The sequence below is a fragment of the Acidaminobacter sp. QWL-03 genome, assembly GCF_058683855.1.
Window position 1 is genome coordinate 284,598 of sequence record NZ_CM178752.1, and the last position, 19,151, is coordinate 303,748.

14 protein-coding genes are annotated in these 19,151 nt (G+C 42.8%); 10 read left to right on the forward strand and 4 right to left on the reverse strand.

Annotation, left to right across the window (positions count from 1 at the left end; all coding sequences use genetic code 11):
* Positions 1-2 precede the first annotated feature (2 nt).
* Positions 3-1,628, reverse strand: coding sequence for an L-glutamate gamma-semialdehyde dehydrogenase (pruA, locus tag AC4PHM_RS01240; RefSeq protein WP_492019088.1), 1,626 nt, complete (start codon positions 1,626-1,628; stop codon positions 3-5).
* 534 nt (positions 1,629-2,162) lie between these two features.
* Here pruA and AC4PHM_RS01245 point away from each other — a divergent pair.
* From AC4PHM_RS01245 to AC4PHM_RS01275, 7 genes are all read left to right on the forward strand, one after another.
* Positions 2,163-3,914 (forward strand): sigma-54 interaction domain-containing protein, encoded by a 1,752-nt coding sequence (locus AC4PHM_RS01245; RefSeq protein WP_492019089.1) that lies wholly within the window; start codon positions 2,163-2,165, stop codon positions 3,912-3,914.
* A 494-nt stretch (positions 3,915-4,408) separates the two neighbouring features.
* Positions 4,409-5,659 carry an NAD/NADP octopine/nopaline dehydrogenase family protein gene (locus AC4PHM_RS01250; RefSeq protein ID WP_492019090.1) on the forward strand — a complete coding sequence of 417 codons (1,251 nt, stop codon included), beginning with the start codon at positions 4,409-4,411 and terminating at the stop codon, positions 5,657-5,659.
* Between the two features lie 124 nt (positions 5,660-5,783).
* The gene (locus tag AC4PHM_RS01255; RefSeq protein WP_492019091.1) at positions 5,784-8,177 is read left to right on the forward strand and encodes a glycyl radical protein; all 2,394 of its coding nucleotides are present in this window, start codon (positions 5,784-5,786) and stop codon (positions 8,175-8,177) included.
* 27 nt (positions 8,178-8,204) lie between these two features.
* The gene (locus AC4PHM_RS01260; protein ID WP_492019092.1) at positions 8,205-8,978 is read left to right on the forward strand and encodes a glycyl-radical enzyme activating protein; all 774 of its coding nucleotides are present in this window, start codon (positions 8,205-8,207) and stop codon (positions 8,976-8,978) included.
* Between the two features lie 158 nt (positions 8,979-9,136).
* Positions 9,137-10,672, forward strand: a complete 1,536-nt coding sequence (locus AC4PHM_RS01265) for an alanine/glycine:cation symporter family protein (protein WP_492019093.1) — start codon at positions 9,137-9,139, stop codon at positions 10,670-10,672.
* Positions 10,673-10,763: 91 nt separating this feature from the next.
* A complete protein-coding gene (locus AC4PHM_RS01270) occupies positions 10,764-11,762 on the forward strand; it encodes a sugar phosphate isomerase/epimerase family protein (RefSeq protein WP_492019094.1) in 999 nt (332 codons plus the stop codon).
* Between the two features lie 89 nt (positions 11,763-11,851).
* The gene (locus AC4PHM_RS01275) at positions 11,852-12,544 is read left to right on the forward strand and encodes a helix-turn-helix transcriptional regulator (RefSeq protein WP_492019095.1); all 693 of its coding nucleotides are present in this window, start codon (positions 11,852-11,854) and stop codon (positions 12,542-12,544) included.
* 150 nt (positions 12,545-12,694) lie between these two features.
* Here the strand turns inward: AC4PHM_RS01275 and AC4PHM_RS01280 are convergent, their stop codons facing one another.
* Complete coding sequence (locus tag AC4PHM_RS01280; RefSeq protein WP_492019096.1) at positions 12,695-14,029, reverse strand: MmgE/PrpD family protein; 1,335 nt, start codon at positions 14,027-14,029, stop codon at positions 12,695-12,697.
* A gap of 59 nt (positions 14,030-14,088) precedes the next feature.
* The gene (locus tag AC4PHM_RS01285) at positions 14,089-15,330 is read right to left on the reverse strand and encodes an NAD/NADP octopine/nopaline dehydrogenase family protein (protein ID WP_492019097.1); all 1,242 of its coding nucleotides are present in this window, start codon (positions 15,328-15,330) and stop codon (positions 14,089-14,091) included.
* A gap of 189 nt (positions 15,331-15,519) precedes the next feature.
* On the opposite strand from AC4PHM_RS01285, the gene AC4PHM_RS01290 reads away from it, so the two are divergent.
* Positions 15,520-16,392 (forward strand): LysR family transcriptional regulator, encoded by an 873-nt coding sequence (locus AC4PHM_RS01290; protein ID WP_492019098.1) that lies wholly within the window; start codon positions 15,520-15,522, stop codon positions 16,390-16,392.
* A 174-nt stretch (positions 16,393-16,566) separates the two neighbouring features.
* Here AC4PHM_RS01290 and AC4PHM_RS01295 read toward each other — a convergent pair whose 3' ends face one another.
* Complete coding sequence (locus AC4PHM_RS01295) at positions 16,567-17,454, reverse strand: MerR family transcriptional regulator (RefSeq protein WP_492019099.1); 888 nt, start codon at positions 17,452-17,454, stop codon at positions 16,567-16,569.
* 313 nt (positions 17,455-17,767) lie between these two features.
* Here AC4PHM_RS01295 and AC4PHM_RS01300 point away from each other — a divergent pair, with 313 nt between their 5' ends.
* Positions 17,768-18,076 (forward strand): (2Fe-2S)-binding protein, encoded by a 309-nt coding sequence (locus tag AC4PHM_RS01300; protein ID WP_492019100.1) that lies wholly within the window; start codon positions 17,768-17,770, stop codon positions 18,074-18,076.
* Positions 18,076-19,149 carry an NAD(P)/FAD-dependent oxidoreductase gene (locus AC4PHM_RS01305; RefSeq protein ID WP_492019101.1) on the forward strand — a complete coding sequence of 358 codons (1,074 nt, stop codon included), beginning with the start codon at positions 18,076-18,078 and terminating at the stop codon, positions 19,147-19,149. The genes AC4PHM_RS01300 and AC4PHM_RS01305 overlap by 1 nt, the downstream gene beginning before the upstream one ends.
* Positions 19,150-19,151 lie beyond the last annotated feature (2 nt).

Sequence of the window (19,151 nt, forward strand, 5' to 3'; positions counted from 1 at the left end):
AACTATTTGTCAGCCATATACGGATAGCGGTAGTCTGTGTCAGGGCACAAATTGTCTTTGACAGTTTGAGGACTCATCCAACGCATCATGTTCATTATACTGCCGGCTTTGTCATTGGTACCGGATCCACGAGCGCCGCCAAAAGGCTGTTGACCGCAGAGAGCACCGGAGGGTTTGTCGTTAATGCAGAAATTGCCTGCCGAGTGACGTAAGCGCTCTTCCAATTCTGCTATGACAGTTCGATTCTTAGCAAAGATTGCGCCGGTTAAAGCATAAATGGAGGAGTTCGCACAGTGATCAACCATGGCATCGAACTCATCTTGGTTGTAAACATAAATGGTTAAAACGGGCGCGAAAAGCTCTTTCATCATCGTTACATAGTTAGGATTTTTTGCTTGAATGACCGTTGGATTGATAAACCAGCCAGTACTGTCATCATAGCTGCCGCATAAGACCTCCGCATCTGGAGAGGCTTTGGCTTCATCAATATAGCGAGTGACTTCGTCGAAAGCTCTTTTATCGATGACTGCGCCAAGGAAATTTGTGAAGTCAGAAATATCGCCGGCTTTAATTGTAGCAATTTCAGCGAGAAGCTTTTCTTTAACCTCAGGCCAGATTTTAGCAGGAATATAAGAGCGTGATGTTGCCGAGCACTTCTGTCCGGAATATTCAAATGCGCCGCGAATTAAACCGCATACCAACGCATCAACGTCACAATCTTCATAGGCGAAAATATAGTCTTTCCCGCCTGTTTCACCAACTAAACGCGGATAACTTCTATAATTATGGATATTCTCGCCAATCAATTTCCAAGTCTTCTGGAACACTTCGGTTGAACCGGTAAAATGGAAGCCTGCAAGACGCGAATCTTTCAAGACGTACTCGCTGACATCAGTGCCTTTACTTGGAATGAAATTGATGACGCCGGCAGGAACGCCTGCTTCAATAAAGATCTTCATGATGTAGTAGCTGACAAGTGCTGCAGTCGCAGCTGGCTTCCAAACGACGACGTTGCCCATGATGGCAGGTGCGGCTGGAAGATTGCCACATATTGAAGCAAAGTTGAATGGTGTTATTGCACAGACAAAACCCTCGAGAGGACGGTAAACTAAGCGATTGAAGATCCCTGGTGTGGATTTGGGTTGCTGACTGTAGATCTGATCGGCAAAATGAATGCCATAGCGCAATAAGTCACATAACTCATCAGGCGCATCGCATTCCGCTTCCCATGCTGTTTTGCTTTGTCCCAGCATGATCGCTGCAGTGAGTTGATAGCGGTACTTGCCTTCAATGAGTTGAGCGGCTTTTTCAAAGATCGCAAATCGATGTTCGCGAGGCAGTTTTTCCCATTCTGCTTTTGCTGCCATTGCTGCGTCAACGGATTCTTTCAGTAGCTCACTATTACACATACAGCATTCAGCAAGGACTAATGAATGGTTGTGGGGTGCAGTGACATTAAATCGTATATCGGTAAAAATTTCTTTTCCATTAATGATTGCAGGAATTACAATAGGGGTTTCGCTTTGACGGGCTAATTCGGCTTTGAGTAAATCGCGCTCTTCCATACCCGGAGACAACGGACAAGCGGGAACGTTTTCGGGTCTTACGACTTGAAAATGAGAATTCATTATAACTACCTCCCTGAATGTTTATGTCTCAATGATAGCTTCAAATGATCACTCATGCTTTGCAATCACACACGAAAAATTTGCAGGATCTCAGGTGGTTGTCATAAGGCTCAATGTTTCGAAAATGTGTCAGAGTACTGCAAACACTGTGTTGTAAGAGTAGTTCGACTTATATCCTTGAAAGAATCCTAAAAATATGATGTGGAATGGGATAAGTTTGAAAGGTTGAACAATCGCGACTGACAGCATCTTGTCACAAAAATAAGTGTACTTTACTAACGATGAGAAATGCCAGTTTTAAGCTTGGCGTGAAAGCATACGGCATGTTACAAAACAAACTTAAACGGATGTCGAGAAGCATGGTCGAAATTTTAATGTAATATTTTGTTCAACTTGTGATAAAGTCTTTCTAGCGAGACATTAAATGAACATGTACAGCCTTGAAATGTTATTGCTTCATACAGGGTTAAATCTGATCTTACACCAGTTGGATGGTTGACCTGAATTCAAACTTACATACGATAGGAGGATTTCATGGTATTACATGAAGCGTTTCAACTTTTAACTCAATGTGACCTGGGCGCTGTGTTGATTGATGAAGACTACCGTATTTTGGACATCAACGTAAAAGGAGATAATTTGTTGCACGGAAACGGGATTCTGATTGGAGAATCTCTCAGGTTAGTTGCGCCTCTTTTTTGCGATGAAAAAATGTCAGAAGCTTATCTGAACATAGCCTTTGGCGAATATTTAGCGCGATGCCCGTCGCCAGAAGTCGATGGACTGCCGGATGGCGCAAGAATAATCGTTTTTAGAAATGCCCGAAATGATGCTTGCCATGATATGTTAATGCAAGTTGTAAATCAGATCAGGGATGCTGTGATTCTATGTGATGAGCAGGAGCGCATCTTCATGTTGAATGATGCCGCGGTTAAAATGGACTCGCTATTAATGCAAGATATCAGCGGAAAGAAAATAGGCTCAATCTATTCTTCGGCTGATGGAAACGATTTAATCTTGCCACAGGTTATAAATACTATGAAGCCGCAATTGAATATCAGACAAAGTTATACGACATTCTACGGAAAACGTGTAGAAATTATGTCTAACAATTATCCAGCGCTCTTTAATGGCCAGATTTTGGGCGCATTCAGTATCATGAAAGACTGGACACAAGTTGATCGATTAAATAAAAAAGTTATCGATTTGCAGGAAAGACTTCTCGAACGGACCAAATCTCCCAAGGATATACATAAAAGTAAGCTGAACGCTAAATACCAATTTCGAGATATTATTCACAACAGCTTGGTCATAGAGGATTTGATTAAAAAATGTAAGCAGTGCGCCAAGTCAGATTCTTCGGTTATGATCTATGGTGAAACAGGAACCGGAAAAGAGCTTTTTGCACAAAGCATACATAATGCGAGTCAACGCGCCAATGGTCCTTTTTTAGCTATTAACTGTGCCGCTATTCCTGAAAATCTTTTGGAATCCTTGTTGTTTGGCACTGAAAAGGGTGCTTATACCGGTTCGGAAAGCAGGGCAGGACTTTTAGAGCAAGCCGATGGCGGAACACTATTACTGGATGAGATCAATTCCATGAACTTAGGGATTCAGTCAAAGCTATTACGTGTTTTACAGGATGGTGTCATTCGACGGATCGGTGGAACGCATGAGACTCATGTGAACGTTCGAGTACTGTCTAATACTAACATTCCTCCGTACCAGGCAGTTGAAGAAAAGAAAATACGCCAAGATCTATTTTACAGGTTGGGTGTAGTCAATATCAGCATTCCACCTTTGCGAGATCGAAAAGAGGACATAGCCTTACTCGCGAAACACTTCATTTTAAACTACAATAAAACACTTCTTAAAAATGTGAATAAAATTGATCCTGACGTTCTCGTGATTTTTGAAACCTATGATTGGCCTGGCAATGTCCGTGAACTCCAGCATGTCATTGAACATGCAATGAATATTTTGCCGGATGGCGCTTTAGCTATTACCAGGGATGTACTTCCGGATCATATTCTTAAGAAAATTACAAATGAATCATCGTTAGATATAAATAATGTTGAAAAGTCGGCAAACGAGCTGTTGGGAAGTACGATCCATGAAATTGAACGTGACATGCTTATGGAAGCGTTGATGAAAAACGGTGGGAATATATCGAAAACCGCTCAAAAAATGGGGATTAGCCGTCAGAATCTTCAATACCGCATCAAACGAAATAATATAGATGTTCAGGAATTGACCGAGCGATTCAAGGACAACGAAACTGAATAGAAAGAAATTGATCAACCTGACTTTTAAACACCTTTTGGTGTTTGAAGGTCAGGTTTTAATTTTTGATTGATTAAGCAAAGATGGAAGTTCTTTGCTGCAAATCGGATTTTGCATTTTGCGCAAAAAAGGCAAAATAATTGGCGATTTTCTATATTGGTGATGATGGGTATTTTGGGATCAAGTTAAATGCTGCGAATTGAATTTTTATTATTTATACTTCTTTTATAAGCTATTTTACGGTGGCGGATTTTAGAAAATTCATGATACGCGGATGTATCAAGGTATACACGGATTCAAACTACAATAGGTTCTAAATAGATTTTGATTTAAATTGCTCAAAAGATAGAGAAAATTTTGAATAAATAAAAAAACAAAAGGAGTTGGCACGAAAGATGCATTATAGCTGGTTAGAAATCATACATAACAATTCTAATAATGACCAAATTCAAGTCGAAGAATTCAATTGAACTGCCAAAAAGGGAGGACATCTATTTATGAACGGAAAAGCAAGTATGGAATATCTCAAGGACATGCCAATCGCAGTACTTGGAGGCGGCGCTGTTGGAAAAACCTGTGCTGCAGATATGAAACTGGCTGGACGTGAGGTTCGATTGTTTGACATGATGCCGTTTGCGAAGCAAACCTTAGCAAACTTGGAGAAGACAGGCATTGTTTTAGAAGGCATCCAGCGTAACCTTTACTGTTTCGAACGTTCCGGCAAAGCGTTTTTTGATCTGGTCACCAGTGACATGGGTGAAGCAGTCAAAGGCGCAGGCTTAATTGTGGTTGCTGCCCCTGCTATGGCTCATGAGCCGTTCTTTCGCGCTTTGATTCCTCATCTGGAGGACGGACAGGTCATCCATATCTTTACAGACAACTACGCTTCCCTTATTCTCAGACGCCTCATGCGCGAGATGGGCTGCACCAAAAAAATCATAGTCGGCGGCTGGTCTTCCGCGCCATATGGTACTCGAATAGAAGCCGTCAACGGCTTCATGTTCCCTCGCGTCGGCGTCAAATACCGCGCTATCACATTGCGTGGCGCTTCAATGCCTATGTCAGATATTGATGATTTTATGGAATCTTCCAAATATCTGCCTTGCCTTGATGCTGTCACTCAAGGGAATGGTCCTGAGGCAGGCAACACGGTTCTGGATATTGGTTTCTCTAACATCAATCCGGTCATTCACGTACCGGCGACAATTCTTGGGGTCTCCACAATGGAAAACTGGGGTGTCATCTTTGGCGGATACGACAAGACCACCTACTCCATGTACTCACATGGACTGAGCCCATCCATCTGCGAGATTCAATATCAATTTTACAACGAAGAAATTGCGTTGGCTGAAGCGATTGGCGTCGATGTCCCTAAATATGCCTACGAATCTTTCTTCTCACGCCGCAGCGTCCTGACTCAGGAATACATGGGTCTGGACGAGAATGGTAAAGACAACGTGGTATTCCCGCTTGACCAGCCTTCCACTGAGGGCAACACCGGCCCGAACAGCATTCACCACCGCTACTTGACAGAGGATGTCCCGGTTGGCTGCAAAATCTATCACGATCTAGGCGTTCAGTATGGCGTGCCTACACCTGTCATTGATTCCATGATTACACTTGCGGGTGGCATGCACAAAAAGAATTTCTTCAAAGAGAGCAAATACAACCTTTCTTATCTCGGAATTGAAAGTATGAGTAAAGAAGAACTCTTAGCTTATCTGAACGAAGGCATCTACAACAAATAAGATACGGTTTCACAATTGATCTCACGGCTTCTTCCTACAGCAGCTTATAAACAAATTACTATAGGAAGAAGCTTTTTCACACCATTTACGAAAAAGTTACAAATAAGTTAAAGGAGGCTTAAAGGTGGCTAAGAAATATTTAGACCGTATTGAATTTCTAAAAGAAAAATTCTTGAATACTCGCGTCGAGATGGATGTTGAGAACGCAAAGCTCCTGACAGAGGGATTCAGGGAGTATGAAAGTATGCCGTGGATTCTCAAAAAAGCAAATGGATATAGAAACCAATGCAGAAAAAAGACCATCTACATTCAGGATCAGGAACTTCTTGTAGGCGGATCAGGGTCAAAGCCTCGTGGCGGCATACTATGCGCTGACAGCAGCTGGTCGATTCTTGACAAGGAACTTGATACCATGAGCACACGAAAGTTTGATCCCTTCTATTTGAGTGAAGAGGATAAGCAAACATTCTTGAAGGAAGTCAAACCATACTGGCAAGGGAAATCTATGCTCGAAATGTGGCGTGCTCAGGCACCGGAAGACATGTCCATACTTCGTGATAATGGCATGATCTACATTGACCGAAAAGCTGTACGCGGCTACGGTGAAACGACGCCTGGCTGGGAGCGCTTATTGTCTTTGGGTTTGGGCGGCATTCATAAAGAAATCAAAGACGCTATGGACAAACTGGATATTTCAAGACCAGGAGATCTTGAAAAAATGTACTTTCTACAAGCGGAGGAAATGGTATGTGAGGGTTTAATAACACTTGCAAACCGCCACGCTGATCTTGCAGAAGAGCAGGCAGCAGTTTGCGCTGATCCAGTCAGAAAGGCTGAACTTGAAAAAATCGCTGAAATATGCCGCCGAGTGCCTGAATTTCCAGCTCAAACTTTCTATGAAGCGCTTCAAAGTGTTTTGTTTTATGAATATGCCGTATTTATGGAGCAAAATGCGTCTTCCTATAACCTTGGCCGCATAGACCAATATCTCTATCCGTATTACAAGGCAGATCTTGAAAGTGGCGTCATGGATCAAGACGGTGCACAGGAACTCCTAGACTGTATGTGGATCAAAATCGCGGAACTGAGCTTGTTCCAGGATGAAGTCACAGCGCAGTTCGCCGCCGGTTATTGTACGACAATAAACGTAACGCCAGGTGGCATAGACAGATACGGCAACGATGCTGTAAATGATTTGTCTTATCAGGTCATTCAAGCGACTATGGATGTTCAGTTTGCTGAACCAAACCTGTCAGTTCGATATAATATTTCAAAGAATCCTGATTCATTCCTACGCAAAACAGCTGAAGCCATTCGACTTGGCACTGGAATGCCGGCAGTTCATCATGACGATGCTGGGATTCGCATGATGCTCAATAAAGGTGTACCACTTTCAGAAGCTTGGGATTGGAATCCCTGCGGATGTGTAGAAACAAATCTTAGCGGTCGTTTAAAACAGTATACAGATATGGCGGACATCAATCTAGGTGGCATGGTAGAACTGGCATTAAATGACGGGATCAGCCGAAAAACCGGAAAACGTGTCTCGGTCTCCACAGGTGATCCGGCGAATTTTAAAACCTTTGATGATTTCTGGAACGCTTTAAAGGCGCATATTCAATATACGACTAAGGCGATAGTCAAAGGCAACCAACTTTTGGATTATCTCAGCATGAATTTCCGACCGGCGCCTTGCCTCTCATTGACCTTTAAAGAATGTATTGATTCTGGAATGGATTACAGTCTGGGTGGCGCAAAGTACAACGCTGGCGGCGGTGTAATAACAACCGGGATTGCTGATATTGTAAACTCGGTCGCCACGATCCGGACCATGGTCTATGAAGATCAGAAGATGACTATGAAAGAATTGAAAGAAGCTCTTGATGCAAACTTTGAAGGCTATGAAGAGATCCACAAATTGTGTTTGGAAGCGCCAAAGTACGGCAATGATGACGAGCGCGCGGATCGAATGGTCGGGGAAATCTTTACCTTTATTGCTGACGAATTCGAAAGTTACAATACCAAGTTTGGTCCAATGACCACAGGGATGCTGCCGGTATCAGGAAATACACCTCTTGGCGCTGAAGTAGGCGCATTGCCGTCCGGACGCAAGGCGTGGACACCTTTGACGGATGGTATTGGCGCAACAGGCGGCACTGATGTGAACGGCCCTACCGCATTATTAAAATCTGTGAGCCGAATTCCTCATGCGCGATATACACAAGGAACTCAGCTTAATATGAAACTGGAGCCTGAAATGATGGAAGGTGACGCCGGCATAGCTCAAATGATGAACCTTCTCAAGACACTTTGCACACTGGATGTCTATCATGTTCAGTTCAACGTCGTTGACAAAGATACGCTTCTGAAAGCTCAAGATAATCCTGAAGCGTACAAACACTTGTTGGTTCGTGTTGCCGGGTATACTGCATTTTTCGTTGAACTTGGCAAAGAAGTTCAAGATGAGATTATAGGCCGAACTTCTTTTGGCTGCTGGAGTGGAAACTGTACAAGTTAAGCAAAATAAAGGTGGTGCGCAATTGCTATGATGGATCACAACGGAACGCAGGGTGTTGTACTAAGATTCAAACGGGGTGCAATCCACGATGGGGATGGCATGCGCACTGTCGTATTTCTGAAAGGGTGTCCATTGGCATGCGAATGGTGCTCAACACCTGAAAGTCAGGCATTTCATATCGAAAAAACTGAACAGAATGTTTATGGCCAAGTCATGACAGTTGAAGAGGTTATGTCAGTGGTCAGAAAGGATACAGCGTTTTTCTTTCACTCCGGAGGCGGGGTCACCCTCTCCGGAGGTGAAATTCTTTCCCAGCCGGAATTTACAAAAGCTATCCTTCAAGCATCTAAAAGGGAGTGCATCAATACTGCCATTGAGACCTCCTTCTATGGATCTTGGTCGTCAATTCAAGGGATAGCGCCATATGTGAATACCGCCTATATAGACATTAAGTTCTTCAGTGATGACTTGCATAAACAGTTTTGTGGTGCTGGAAATGAGCTTATCAAAAAGAACTTGGTTCAGACAAATCATCTGGATAATGCAATGCGAATGATTATCCGTGTACCGATCATCCCAGGTATTAACGACTCAGTCTCTGAACTTCAAAAAATCGGCCGCTTTTGCACTGATTTAAAGCATTTGGCCAGAGTGGAACTTTTGCCATATCATCGCTATGGACTGGATACCTACCGAAAGCTTGGTCGTGAGTATTTATTGAAGGAGGTAAAAACGCCAACTGAAGAAGAAATGTTGAAGCATAGGATCCTAATGCGAAAATACGTGGAACATGTTGTTTAGAAGAGTTATGTATACATTGACATATTAACAAAGTCATTGTATCATGACGCATCAATAATGATTGACTGATATTCTGATCTTCTTTGCACTTTGATGCAATGTTATTAATAAGTAGTTAAGGATGTTAAATACTGGTTAATACAAGGAGGAGAATACATATGGATTTTACGACAATGATTAATAATTTAAATGGTACGATCTGGGCGCTGCCTGTAATATTGCTTCTTTTAATCGTCAGTATTTATTATTGCTTTAGAATTGATTTTGGAACATTGAGAAACTGGAAATTGCAGCTAAGTTTGCTCAAATCCGGGGGTGGTTCAGAAGAAGGAATTTCCCCTTTAGAGACATTCTTCTCAGTAGCAGCTTATCGAGTCGCTGTAGGTAATATTGGTGGCGTTGCGGTTGCCATTATGTATGGTGGTCCGGGTGCGACGTTTTGGATGGTTGTCACAGCATTCTTAACCTCTGCGATTGCGTATGCAGAGAACGCGCTAGGTCAAGTTTACAAGGTTCGCCAAGATGGTCAGTATCGTGGTGGCCCATATAACTACATTGAAAGTGGCCTCGGTTGGAAACCGTTAGCAATCCTCTTTGCAATCTTGGTTGTAGTTGCTGTTCCGCTTTTCATAGTTGGCGCTGGTGTCAATAATATCGCAATGGCATTTGAAAATAGTTTAGGGGTCAGTCCGGTGATCTCTGGAGCTGTCGTAGCTTTCTTTCTGTTCTTGGTCATTTCCGGTGGCGTCAGACGAATCGCGAAATTCTCTACTTTCATTGTGCCAATTATGACAGTTCTCTATTTTGGTCTCACAATTATAATTCTGGTTACGAATTTCATGGATATTCCTAGTACTTTTAGAATGATCTTCTCGAGTGCCTTTAGCACAGACGCAATTTTTGGTGGATTATTTGGCAGTGCGGTTTTATTTGGTGTGAAGCGCGCTGTAAATTCAAGCGGCGCCGGTATGGGGGAAACGCCTGCGGCTGCAGCAGCGGCAGAGACGCCACATCCGGCTGAGCAAGGCTTAATAAATGCATTTACAGTCTATATAGATGTTGCAGTTTGCGTGTGCAGTGCACTAATGATGCTGATCACAGATTGTTTTAACGTCCTTGATAAAACTGGTGAATATTTACATATCGGTTCGGGTTCTTCGGTTTTGGCAGACCAAGCAGTCTCAAACATAGTAGGCGCTGTTTGGGTTCAGGAAGCTGCAAACACTGTTTTGCCTAATATAGGTGGCATTATAGTAGCGTTCTCCTTGTTGTTCTTCGCGTTTTCAACTTCCATAGCTTACTACTATGAAGGAGAAGCAGGATTGGCATATTTGCTGAAAAATAAAAGCTCAAATTCAAGAAAAGTTGCTATTTGGGTGCTTCGTATAGCTATGCCAATTATGGTATTTATTTGGGCAAACGTTACAGCTGGTACAGCTTGGGCGATCAGTGAAATCTTTTTGGGTATGATGGTTTGGGTAAATGGGATCGCTCTCATCTTCCTGTCTGAGAAAGCGATCGTGGTTTATAAGGATTATATGAGTCAAATCAAAGCAGGGAAGAAACCATACTTCAATCCTCAGAAGCTGGGTATAAAAAATGCGGACTTGTGGATGGATTTGAATAAGGAACACATTGAGGCTGAAGCATCCGTAACATTGCCGGATATAGAGTTAAAAAAGGTCATAGTATAGAATTCGTCTAAATAAGTTTTATGACAACAGATTCGATATGGCAGCATTAAAAAATGACAGAATTTAAATTACATTATTAAGGGGCTTGAAAATGTTGAAAAATTCTAACCGTAAATTTAAATTAGGCATGCACACCTACACGCTACACCTAAGCGGCTGTGGTGAGAGCTGGGGATTCCAGACTTACGGAGAAAACCATGCTTTTGAAAAGGTTCTGACCCTGGATAAACTAATGGATTTAGCTGTCGAAGTAGGTCTTGATGTATTACACATTACTTTGGTTGATTTAGATAATGACGTGACTCCAGAGCATCTTGCAGCGGTTAAGGCTAATGCAAAAGCTCATGGTCTTGATTTGGAACTCAATGTTTCTCTTAATGCGCCATGTGATCCACGCGTTAATGCAACAATAGAGGACGCTATTGAAATTGGCAGCGCAATTGGGGCCAAGCTGGTAAAGTTCAGCCTGGATGTGGAACGCCCTCGACCAACTTCGCATTCCTGCATGTCACCTGAAGTGATGCTGCAGATCGCGGACATAGCCATTAAGTTTAAAAAAGCTCTTCCGCTAATTGAGAAATACAACATGAAAGTAGCCATTGAAAATCATTGCGATATGTTCGCGGATGAGGTCATCTGGATGGTAGAACAAATATCTCATCCACTTGTTGGCGCATGTTGTGACACGATCAACTCCCTGGTTATGATGGAGGGTATTGAAACCTGTGTGCGTAAAATGGCACCCTATTGTTACTGCGTACACTTCTGTGACAATAAGATTGTAACTGACCCTGATGGGACTCATTCTTATGGTACAGCTATTGGACAAGGGGATGTGGATTGTGTGAAAATCATGCAAATATTGCGTTCTGAAGCTCCGGAAGAGTTGGATACAATTGACCTGGAGATTGAACTTCCTTTAAGCGGCTACAGCATAGAAGAGGGACGCGAACTTGAGCTTCAAGGCCTAAGAGACAGTGTTAAGTATATGAATGAGGTCTTAAAAGTAGGGATACGAGGACAAAAAAGAACAAGTGAAGACGATTTAACTGATGAATCTTATGTTGTTGTTGCTTCCATGGTCAATTAATATTTGAATGATCATAAAAGATCAAATTGTTCAAAGTGAAGAATGTTGAATTTGAAATAACTATATTATTCCTGAGAGGAGGATCGCATATGATGAATTTTCATGTCTACAATGAGTGCCAGGGTGAGCATGTTCATGAACATCCGCAAATTCTGGTACCCCTTCATCAAACCATGAAAATTTGCATTGGAAAGTCTGACTATGAAGTGACACCTCAAGAACTATGCGTGATCCCTCCAGGAATGAATCATCAGTGCCATTTTTTCAGTCAGCTCCTGGCGATTAATCTATATGATGAAATGTCCGAAAAAACAGAGGGTATTTTGATTTCATATCCAATGATTATCTCAATGCGCGGTCAGATCATGGAATTGGTCCATTTAATTCAAGCTGAACTCAAACAGGATCCAAACAGCAAATCCGTCCGTTATCTTTACAGCTACTTGTATAGCAAACTGATGGATAACAGCGTCTCAACTTCCATTAGGTACATGATTGAAAACTATGATCAACCAATAACGGTCAGCCAATTGGCAGAAATAGAAAACTACAATGTGACCTACTACAATGATTGGTTCAAACAGCAGACGGGATTTTCGCCAAGTTTGTATTTGAGATATGTAAGAATCAATAAAGCGAAGGATCTATTGGCGAATACGAAGCACAGTGTGATGGAAATTGCTATGATGGTTGGATATAGCAGTAATTCAACCTTTACGAGAGCGTTTCACTGTATAACAGGATTGTCGCCAAAAGACTATCGGCAGGGATTAACTTGCTAAATGTCATGTTGACCTCAACCGGAGGAAAGTCACGTCCAAATTCATGACTTAACCACAAATTGAGATGCACAAAGTCATCCGGAGTAGTATTAGTATTGAAAATTAGTGTACAAGAGCCAAAACAAACTGAATTGTTTTGGCTCTTGTTTTTTAATTCAACTGAAGCATCTCATTTACTGTCTCAATAATTTGAGTGACCGGTTTATCCATTTCTGATGTCAATACATTCAGGAGCTTTTTTTGATCCAGTTCACTCAGCATAGGCTTCGTGATTCGGATAAATTTTTTGGTGATCCAATCTAAATCAATCTGATCCGTGTGTTCACCCGGTGCAGCGTAGACAGCGGATTTGAGCTTTCGTCCATCCGCCAGCGCAATTTCAACTCTCGCCAGTCGTTTTTGCGGAAACTGCTTGTCAAGCTCCGGATCTACAACAAAATTGAGCTTTTTCATGGTATTCAGAACATCTTTATTTTCCAGGGCTTCTTCAGTGACTTGGAGGTAGCCTACATCGCCAAAGACAAGGGCGGAGGCGACGGGCCAGGCAATGTTGTATTGAGCCTCATCTGCCCGTTTGGGAGCAATTTTGCTAAGTCGAGCAGCTGAATTGAACGTGCTGACGGTAACGTTATCCACATCCTGATGCGTGAATTGATGTTCTTCCATTAAATCTATGATAGCTTTGATTGGCTGATGTGACCATCGGCAGCAGGTATAGGGCTTGAAATAGAGACGCAGGACTTCGTAGTCTTTGCCGATGGTTTCGATAAGGCGCTGATATTCAGGAAGTTCAAGCAGATTTCCATAACCGGTGCTTCCGGCCAAAGTTTCGAGCACCGCCATTGCACCGACCTGGGCACCAAATGGGACACCATCTTTATTCATGGACGGATACTCCACCGAACGCATGACCGGGGTCATTGGGGCATGGAAATCCGCGATCGACAATGCGTTGTTCAGGGATTTTCGATCCAGTCCATAAAGTCTGCCAATACCGGCGGCGGTGCCGTAAGCGCCATAGGCGCCGGTACTGTGGAGAAAACCGTAATGATCTTGCATGGCCAGAGCCCAGCGAATGGTGGTTTCGTAGGCAATGATCAGGGTAGTCAGGTATTCCTTATAGGTTACATTTTTTTCAACCGCTGCTGCTGTTATACCGGCGACGAAGGAAGTGCCTGGATGGCCCTTGATCATATTGTGACCGTCATCAATGTCAAAGGAGTTGGACGCATGGGACATGGAGATCGTAGCGCCCAGAAGATTGTATTTGCCAGGCGCGCCTAGAATGCTGATGGGACCTTTTAAACCGAGAGTATCCGCGAGCTTGACACCGGACTGAAACTGTTTGCCTTTGCTTCCGACAATGAGTGCCGTCAGAAGGTCGATCCCGCATACAACCGCACGCTCTTTTATAGTTTGAGGCAAATCTTCCCAGCTTGTGTTCAGAATATAGTCTTCAATTTGATAAGTTGTTTTGAATTCCATAGTTAAGCCCCCTTGTAAGAAGTGCGGACATCCACCTGGGATGACCGCACTAAATTGTTTTAGCGATTATAAATACCTTCGTTTAGGTAAGCTAAGAGTTCATCTTTACTCATATTGTCAATACCAAGGTATGCGAGATTGTATTTGCTTTCCTTGAAGAAATTCTTTTTATGCATGCCGCCTGCCAAGGTGATCATGGAGTCTATAACAGGGGTAGGTACGCCATACTGGACGCCTAAATCGTGGTAGATCTTGCAGCCAACTGGTACATCCTCTGTCAGATAGCGGTGGTGAATGCTGTTAGGGCCGGTGTTGCCTTCGGTGGAAGGTTGGTCCAGCGGGAAGACCACGTTGTCTTTTCCATTCTCGTCAAGGCCCATATACTCTTGGGTCAGTACACTGCGGCGTGAGAAGAAGGATTCGTAAGCATATTTAGGCACGTCGACGCCAATTGCTTCAGCCAAATCAATCTCTTCATTATAGAATTGATACTGGACTTCACAGATGGAAGGGCACAGGCCATGTGAGTACATGGAGTAAGTCGTTTTGTCATATCCGCCAAAGATGACGCCCCAGTTTTCCATGGTGGAAACCCCAAGAATGGTAGCCGGAACGTGAATGACCGGATTAATGTTGGAGAAGCCAATATCCAGAACCGTGTTGCCGGCATCAGGACCGTTTCCTTGCGTAACAGCGTCGAGGCATGGAAGATATTTTGAAGATTCCATAAAATCATCATTGTCTGACATAGGAAGTGACGCGCCGCGAAGTGTGATGGCGCGATATTTAACACCAACGTGAGGGAACATGAAACCATTGACTGATTCGATTCTAGTGCCATAAGGCGCTGAAGACCAGCCGCCGACGATAATTTTCTTAGTACAGCCCATTTCGCGCATGAGGCGTCTGAGGATGAGGGAAGCATAGTTGTCGGTGAAGATATGGATGACCTGTCCATCTTCGAGATGCGGGATCATTTCACGGAAGAATGGTTCATGAGCCATGGCCGGCGCAGCGACGACTATGAGACCGGCACCCTTGATGGCTGCGCTCATATCACTGGTAACCAGGTCAAAATAAGCTTTGCCGGAACGCTCGAAGCAGTACAAATTGCGCTGAATGCCATCCATTAAGATCCCGGTTTTATCGAGATTGGCCAGAGTCTGTTTTGCGAATGGCATCATGTCAAACAATCGAACTTCGCGTCCTGCCAGCTTCATGTCAGCTGCGCAGGTTTTCCCAACGGCGCCGCCACCGATTACTGCGATTGGCATTTCCTTCAAATATTCCATTTTGGACATGGTATTGACCTCCTCATAGGATTAAGCATTATTTGGTTTAGCTCAAAAGTTGTCTTAATTTCTGGTTTTGAGCCTTGTCTGTATCTTGCCCTTAGTATATACTCAAAATTAGAAATTTGTAAAATGAATGGATTTCATAATGATGATGAAAAATTTCGATAGAAGGTGAATACGTTGGAGTTAAGAAATGTGACCGCTTTTTTGAAAGTTGCTGAATCCGGAAGCTTCACTAAAGCGGCTGAGCAATTAGGCTATGTTCAATCCACAGTGACCGTTCAAATTCACCAGCTTGAAAAAGAAATAGGGTTTCCGCTATTTGATCGAATTGGGAAAAAAGTGTCACTTACGCCCATGGGACACGAATTTATTATCTACGCCAACCAATTGGTCCGAATCGCGGAGGAATCAAAACAAATAGGGAAGAATCCCAAAAACTATACCGGTCAGCTGCGGATAGGCATCCTACAGTCGCTTTTTGTATGGTTGGTGGATGATCTGCTGGTGGATTATCATAATGAGTTTCCTAATGTCTCAATTGAGACCAAAACGGCTTCAGGCAGTGATTTGTTTAACCTATTGAAGCAAAACCAACTGGATATTATATTCTTATTGGATAAAAAGATTACTGAAAAAGATTGCATTCGTTCCTTTGCCTGTCCGGTCAAAATCGTTTTTGTGACTTATCCGGAAAATCCATTAGCCATGAAGAAGCGTGTCACTTTTGAAGATCTGCTTAATCATCCACTGATCCTAACTGAGAAAAACGGGATCTATAGAAAAGCCTTGGAAGATTTTACTTCTGAAAGAAATGTTTTCATGACCCCATTTTGGGAAATTGACAACACTGAGACGATAGTAAAATTGATCAAGAAAGGACTTGGGGTTTCATTTCTTCCGGAATATACGGTCAAAGAGAGCGTTGAAAGGAATGAATTGGTCATCCTTGACGTTGATGATTGTGACATCCAATTTTGGAGTCAGCTGTTCTATAACAAAAATAAATGGATCACACCACCCATGGAGGGCTTCATCAATCTTATTCAGAGTTACTATGGGTTATGACCAATTGATTATGAGATGAAAAATTATATTTGCATATAAAGGGATTCAAAAAATAAAAAACGCTGAAACGACCTTTTATAAGTCGTTTCAGCGTTTTTTTGTCTTAATTTTTAATTGCGGGAAGAAGCCGCAGCTTGGGACAAAAGCAAAGGTTAACACAGTGTTAAGGTTCGTTTATTTGCCAGACTTGTTTACGCTGATTGGGATCTGCATTTTGACTAAAGAGAGGTGACTTTCATAATCAAACACAGTCGTTTCTGCTACAACTTCAGCAATGTAGTCTCCGCAGATGGTATAACCCTTGTCCTGGATATATTGCAGCAAAGTATTGACACCTTTAGCCTCCAGACTGCTTTCGCCGGATTGCCAACGATTATAGACGCATACGTAGGTCCCTGATTGGATGGTGTATTCTTTTAAGCACGCGCAGCTGGGTTTATCATCAGCCAGAATGAAGGCAGCGCCGCATAACAGTTTTCCGCTTATTAAATGCTCCTGTGAAATTATTGCGCCTACATCGCTAAAATAGGTAATGGGCATCCCGCATTTGTGAAGTTTAGTTTTTACGGTATTCAAAGCTTTTTTCCAATGCATAACACTCTCAGAGGCGTCATCTATGTAATCATAAGGCTCAATCTCAAAGTAAAAGGCATGCCTCATGGGCTGATATTCAATATAGACATTATCAAGAGAGGGTGGATTTGAAAAATGTCTGCAGCTGTTCAATTTTTTTCTCAGGACGGTTTGATTCATCACGAGTTCTGAGATCTGAGTTTCAATAGCGTCAATCTGTTCGTGCAGCAAGGCTTCAAAGATTGAGAGGTCATGATTATCCAGGACATCCTTGATTTGTTTTAAGGATAGCCCAACCGATTTCATTTGAAGGATCATATCTAATCGTTTGGATTGGTGACTGGAATAATAACGGTAGGATGAGCTTTCGTCAATGTAAGCAGGCACCAGTAAACCGTTTTCGTGGTACAAACGCAGCGAACGCTCGGTTATATTATTAAGCTTAGCCATTTGTCCAATTGAAAGTTTGTCCTCTTCAAATTTCGTCATTCTTTGAGATGCCTCCTTTTTACATGATTAATACCAAGAAAATATATCACAAAATTAGCACATAAGTGAATGAATTAATGAACAAATTATAAATTTCTGAAAATTCTGTTGACTCTGACCTTGCGTTAGACTTTACAGTGGCATTAACAAATCAATTTCATGCAAGCAGTGACAACCCAAAAAGGAGTTGGGAAGGAAACAGGACTGCAGTTCAATTGAGATTTATTAATGTCAGTCGTAGTCAAGTTGTTGGAAAATATTCATTTTGCTAAGTTTTTATCAAAAAGTCCAATTTCTTTAGGAGGTGCCATTAATGAGAATCGAAAATCATCCAGTGCTTGAATTTGACAGAAGTAAAGTGTTATCTTTCAATTTTGAAGGAACGCAGTACAAGGGTTATGAAGGTGAGACGATCGCTTCAGCGCTTCATGCGAATGGTGTTAAGGTTTTAAGGCATGATCACAGGCCCAGAGGATTTTATTGCGCGATTGGCAACTGCTCTTCATGTTTAATGGAAGTTAACGGTGAACCTAACGTCCGCGTCTGTATTGAACCCCTTGTAGATGGCATGGTTGTTAAGATGCAGCAAGGCAAAGGCGCATTCATAGGAGGCGAGAGATAATGCTGCATACTGAAGTTGCTGTCATAGGCGGAGGTCCTGCTGGTATGAGTGCTGCCATAGCCGCAGCGAAACAAGGTGCCAGAGTTGTCCTTTTTGAACGAGGCTTAAAACTTGGAGGCCAGCTCGTCAAGCAAACGCACAGATTTTTTGGCTCTGAGCATGAGTACGCAGGAACTAGGGGAATCGATATTGCTACTATTTTACAGGAAATGATTGACGCAAACAAGCTAATTCAGGTCAAGACAGATACTACTGTCTTAGGCATTTATAAAGACGGCGTGATTACATATGAAGAACGATTCGAATACGGCAGAATGACTGCTGAGAAAATTATCATCACAACCGGTGCGGCTGAAAAAATGCTGCTCTTTCCTAACAACGATTTACCAGGCGTTTATGGTGCCGGCGCGGTTCAAACCTTCATGAATCAGTTTGGCGTCAAACCTGGCGACAGCGTTCTGATGGTAGGCGCGGGCAATATTGGCCTGATCGTTTCTTATCAGTTGATTCAAGCGGGCGTAAAAGTCGAAGCCATCATTGACGCAGCGTCAAAAGTAGGAGGCTATCTGGTACACGCCGCCAAGCTGCAGCGACTGGGCGTACCAATTTATACACAGACGACGATCAAGGAAGCTCTTGGTGAAGAAGCGATTACCGGTGCCATTATTCATGAAATCGATTCGAAATTCGAACCTGTTGCTGGTACTGAAAGACAACTCAATATTGATACAATCTGCCTTGCGGTTGGCTTAACGCCATTATCTGAGCTGCTTCGCCACATTGGCTGCGAGATGAAGTATGTTCCGATCCTTGGGGGTTATGTACCGACTAAGAGTGAATTTATGGAAACATCGGCAAAAGGCATTTATGTAGCGGGTGATGTCGCGTGCATAGAAGAAGCCAGCGCGGCTATGATTGAAGGCAGTATTGCAGGTCTTTCCGCTGCTATGGCTCTGGGTTACGCAAACGGTGGCGAATCCTCTCGTGAAAAGTATATTGAAGAATTGAACGCGATGCGTTCCGGTCCTGTTGGTGAAAAAATCAGGTTTGGCTTGGAACAACTTTGTGGATAGGA